At 42.4% G+C, this 5,223-nt stretch carries 3 protein-coding genes and 1 pseudogene; 3 read left to right on the forward strand and 1 reads right to left on the reverse strand.

The genetic code is table 11. The features are described from left to right. Positions 1 to 141: 141 nt before the first annotated feature. From NWP22_RS07600 to clpB, 3 genes and pseudogenes are all read left to right on the forward strand, one after another. A pseudogene (locus NWP22_RS07600) lies at positions 142 to 225 on the forward strand (YqaE/Pmp3 family membrane protein); the annotation flags it as partial. A 178-nt stretch (positions 226 to 403) separates the two neighbouring features. Next, a complete protein-coding gene (locus NWP22_RS07605; protein ID WP_280801692.1) occupies positions 404 to 1,246 on the forward strand; it encodes a tetratricopeptide repeat protein in 843 nt (280 codons plus the stop codon). A gap of 205 nt (positions 1,247 to 1,451) precedes the next feature. Next, complete coding sequence (clpB, locus tag NWP22_RS07610; RefSeq protein WP_271733453.1) at positions 1,452 to 4,070, forward strand: ATP-dependent chaperone ClpB; 2,619 nt, start codon at positions 1,452 to 1,454, stop codon at positions 4,068 to 4,070. Positions 4,071 to 4,320: 250 nt separating this feature from the next. Here clpB and NWP22_RS07615 read toward each other — a convergent pair whose 3' ends face one another. Continuing rightward, positions 4,321 to 4,872, reverse strand: a complete 552-nt coding sequence (locus tag NWP22_RS07615) for an SRPBCC family protein (RefSeq protein ID WP_271733452.1) — start codon at positions 4,870 to 4,872, stop codon at positions 4,321 to 4,323. Positions 4,873 to 5,223: the final 351 nt, after the last annotated feature.

A 5,223-nucleotide genomic window follows, 5' to 3' on the forward strand; every position in this document is an offset into this window, starting at 1 on the left:
TTTAAATGGGGCGTACAACATATTAAGAAAAGCAGTCCTGAACGCTTTTGCAGACGGGATAGAGGGGTTAGGAGTAACTCCAATCAGGTTTACCCCTGGTAAAGTGACTTTGTAGATTTGTCTATAATTTCACAAACTCTAGATTTTTGGATTAATATCTTGTTGACCTGTTTGGGTTATATTCCTGGAATCGTCCACGCAGTCTGGGTAATTGCGAGGAAATAAAGGTTTGGGGGGATGGGTTTGTGAGCCTATCCTCCCTATTGGGGTAAAAATCCAGGATGTGATTGTTTACAGAACGCGATCGCTTTTTGTTGTCACTCTCTTTTTTTTATGTGTTTCTTGGAAGTAGGTAATTCCATGTGCTGTTATGATATACACAATTAATAATTGGCACTGACAGATGGTAGTTAAAATCAACAATACCCAACCCAAGTTACTCAGAATAATACCAAGCACAGTATTAGGGATATCGATAATCTTAGCACAGCCCCAGGTAGTGGGTGCAGTGTGCAATACAAGCCAATGTGCTGCAACCAACTCTGGGAAGTGGAAACAGGGAAAGCAGTTACAAACGCGTAATTATTTTTTTGAAGGTATAGAGAAGCTGGAACAACGAGAATACCAAGGAGCGATCGCTGATTTTTCCGAGGTGATCAAGATTGATCCTGAGTTTTTTCAAGCCTACGTCATGCGAGGAATTGCTCGTGGTCTATTAGAAGACTATCAAGGGGCGATCGCTGATTTTAATCAAGCTATCAAGATTAATCCTAACGATGCTGATACCTACTATCTCCGAGGATTTGCCCGTAGTGGCTTAGAAGACTATCAAGGGGCAATAGCCGATTATACCCAAGCTATCAAGATTAATCCTAACAATGCTGATATCTACTATAATCGAGGGATTGCCCGTAGTAGATTAGAAGACTATAAAGGGGCAATATCTGATTATACCCAAGCTATCAAGATTAATCCTAACGATGAGGACACTTACTACCTCCGGGGATTTGCACGTGCTCAATTAGAAGACTATGGACAAGCGATCGCTGATTTGAATCAAGCTATCAAAATTAACCCTAGCTACGCTAAAGCCTACCTGGCGCGAGGAATTTCCCGTCTTGGTTTGGGAAATAAGCAAGGTGCAGTAGCTGACCTTCAGCAAGCTGCAAATCTGTTTGAGCAAGAGGGACAACAAGAACCCTATCAACTGACCTTAGAGTTGATTAGGGATATTCAGTCCCTTTGAAATCTCATGTAGGTTATACTCGGTTCTTCCTAAGAAGATTTGTAAATTCAGGAGCAGGGGAAGGGAAATACCACTCACAGAAGACGTGAACACCGATCTCGCTGATCAGGGGTGCTGCTTACAATATGGATTAACAATAGAAATTTTCAGTCGGTGCAGCCTGAAGGTATTTATCCTTGGCGGTTCTTTATTATTGCAAAAGCCTATGCAACCCACTAATCCTAACCAATTTACCGAAAAAGCTTGGGAAGCGATCGCCCATACCCCAGATATTGCTAAACAACATCAGCAACAGCAGCTCGAAAGCGAACACCTGATGAAAGCCTTGCTAGAACAAGATGGTTTAGCTAGCAGCATATTAACTAAAGCGGGTGTTGATTTGCAAAGAATCCGCGATCGCACTGACCAATTTCTCCAACGCCAACCAAAAGTATCTGGTAGCAGTACATCTGTATTTCTGGGTCGCAGTTTAGATACACTATTAGATAGAGCAGATAAATATCGTCAAGATTTCCAAGACGAATATATTTCTATTGAACATTTATTACTGGCTTACGCCAAAGATGACCGCTTTGGTAAAGCTTTATGCCAAGAATTTGGTTTAGACGAAGGTAAACTCAAAAAAATTATTAAGCAAATTCGTGGGAGTCAAAAAGTGACCGACCAAAATCCAGAAGGAAAATATCAATCACTGGAAAAATACGGACGTGATCTGACAGAAGCAGCACGTAAAGGTCAACTAGACCCAGTTATTGGCCGGGATGATGAAATTCGCCGCACCGTGCAGATTCTATCGCGACGTACTAAAAATAATCCCGTGCTGATTGGTGAACCAGGTGTTGGTAAAACCGCCATCGCTGAAGGACTCGCCCAAAGAATTATTGCTGGTGATGTCCCCCAGTCCCTGAAAGACCGGAAATTAATCGCCTTAGATATGGGTGCTTTAATCGCCGGGGCTAAATTCCGGGGGGAATTTGAAGAACGACTCAAAGCAGTATTAAAAGAAGTTACAGAATCCGGCGGTAATATAGTCTTATTTATTGATGAAATTCATACCGTCGTCGGTGCTGGTGCTACCCAAGGCGCTATGGATGCGGGGAACTTGTTAAAACCCATGTTGGCCAGGGGTGAATTGCGTTGTATTGGGGCGACCACCTTAGATGAATATCGTAAATATATTGAAAAAGACGCGGCTTTAGAACGACGCTTCCAGCAAGTATATGTAGATCAGCCCAGTGTAGAAGATACAATTTCTATATTGCGGGGGTTGAAAGAGCGCTATGAAGTCCACCACGGGGTAAAAATATCCGACAGTTCTTTAGTTGCAGCCGCTACATTGTCTAGTCGGTACATTAGCGATCGCTTCCTCCCAGATAAAGCCATTGACTTGGTAGACGAAGCTGCGGCACGGTTAAAAATGGAAATTACCTCTAAACCAGAGGAACTAGACGAAATTGACCGTAAGATTTTGCAATTGGAAATGGAGAAGCTGTCTTTGCAAAAAGAAACAGATGCAGCTTCTCGAGAACGTTTAGAAAGAATTGAAAAAGAACTAGCGGATCTCAAAGAAGAACAAAGAACCCTGACTGCTCAATGGCAATCGGAAAAAGATATTATCAACAAAATTCAGTCAATTAAAGAAGAAATTGACCGAGTTAATTTAGAAGTACAGCAAGCAGAGAGAAATTATGACCTGAATCGTGCTGCAGAGTTGAAATATGGGAAGTTAACAGATTTACATCGCCAATTAGAAGCCGCAGAAGGGGAATTAGCCAACGCCCAAAAAACTGGTAAATCCCTATTGCGTGAAGAAGTCACAGAAGCTGACATTGCGGAAATTATTTCTAAGTGGACAGGAATCCCCATCAGCAAGTTAGTAGAATCAGAAAAGGAAAAACTTCTGCATTTAGAAGATGAACTACACCGCCGCGTCGTGGGACAAGCTGAAGCGGTTACAGCTGTAGCCGATGCTATCCAAAGATCCCGCGCGGGACTAGCTGACCCCAATCGTCCCACAGCTAGCTTTATTTTCCTCGGTCCGACTGGTGTCGGTAAAACTGAGTTAGCCAAAGCCCTGGCGGCCTATATGTTCGACACACAAGAGGCTTTAGTGCGCATTGATATGTCTGAATATATGGAGAAACACACGGTTTCCCGGTTAATTGGTGCGCCTCCTGGATATGTGGGTTATGAAGAGGGGGGACAGTTAACCGAAGCTATTCGCCGTCGTCCCTATGCTGTGATTTTGTTCGACGAAATCGAAAAAGCACACCCGGACGTATTTAATATTTTCCTGCAAATCCTCGATGATGGTCGTGTCACCGATTCCCAAGGTCATACTGTGGACTTTAAGAATGCGATTATTATCATGACCAGTAATATCGGTTCACAGTATATTCTCGATGTGGCTGGGGAGGCTACACAGTATGATGAAATGCGCCGCCGAGTTATGGAAGCTATGCGCAATAGTTTCCGCCCAGAGTTCCTCAATCGTATTGATGAAATGATTATCTTCCACGGTTTGGAGAAAAAGGAACTGCGCCAGATTGTGCTAATACAACTAGAAAGATTAAGGGAAAGATTAAGCGATCGCAAGATATCCCTGAGACTCTCCGATGCAGCCCTTGACTTTTTGGCAGAAGTAGGGTATGATCCTGTGTATGGTGCGCGCCCACTCAAGCGAGCCATTCAAAGAGAGTTAGAAACTCAAATTGCTAAGGCTATCTTACGGGGTGAATTCAACGACGGCGACACTATTTTTGTGGATGTACAAAATGAGCGTCTTTCCTTCAGTCGTTTACCTGTAGAAGTGTTTACCAGTTAAGAAAAATAAGCATCAGTAGGGGACAAGGACTAAGTCCCCTATTTAACGCTAAATTCTATCTGGGTCAGGTATAGAGCCTTTTTCAGGCTCATGAAGTACACACCAATTCCCTATTCCCTATTCCCTGTTCCCTGTTCCCTGTTCCCTGTTCCCTCAAACTAAAAAAAATGTACCTCACGAGCATGGGAAATGCTATAGTAATAGCGGGAAAAGTGCCCGCATTACCAGAGTTTCACCTTTGTAGTTATGCCTACTGACATAAAACTTGTCGCATATTACGCATATTTGCCGGTAACTCAAAATTCATGGCTTGTTGAATCAAAACAGAGGGGATGGGAATATTAGGGGTAGCTTGTACTCGGTATGCTAACAAAGTGCCATGACTCAAATCTTTTAGATCTAAAGTGGCGCTGAAGTCGGCAAAACTCCCTCTTTCCATGCGGAATTGAATTTGTTCCCCTAGCAGTTCTACGACATGAAGATAAATTTCTACTTCGGCTGTGAGAAATAAAAATTTCTTTTGTGCAGATTGATACAGTCGCTTCACTTGAGCTTGTGACAAAACTTGACTTTTGATAATATCAGGAAAATATTCCACCCAACGACGGTAATCAGTTAATTGCTGCCATACATGCGATCGCAGTAGTGGTAAATACATCCAAGCTGTAACCGCACCACCCCAAGCTGTATGGGGTAAGGTTTGCAAGAAAATTTCACCCTGCATCAGTGACAATTGCTTGTCTTGAGTCCAAGGGATATTCAAACCTGTAATCATCGAGTTGGAGATATGAGATGCAGACATACTAATTTCAGTTACTCCTCAACTTCTCTACCTGTGAGTGATGAAACACACAAACCATTCCATAGTATCTAGTCGAACCAATTAAATTCTAGTTCGACTGTTTTGCTGCCTCAACCAATCTTTTAACCGAAATCATACTGAATATATCCGCAAAAAACGTACTTCTTATCACTTTTTATCAAAACTATAAGTAAAATACATGGGATGTCAAGTAGAGTTTGTGAAATTATAGACAAATCTACAAAGTCACTTTACCAGGGGTAAACCTGATTGGAGTTACTCCTAACCCCTCTATCCCGTCTGCAAAAGCGTTCAGGACTGCTTTTCTTAATATGTTGTACGCCCCATTTA

The sequence above is a fragment of the Anabaenopsis tanganyikae CS-531 genome, assembly GCF_029891675.1.
GTDB lineage: Bacteria > Cyanobacteriota > Cyanobacteriia > Cyanobacteriales > Nostocaceae > Anabaenopsis > Anabaenopsis arnoldii.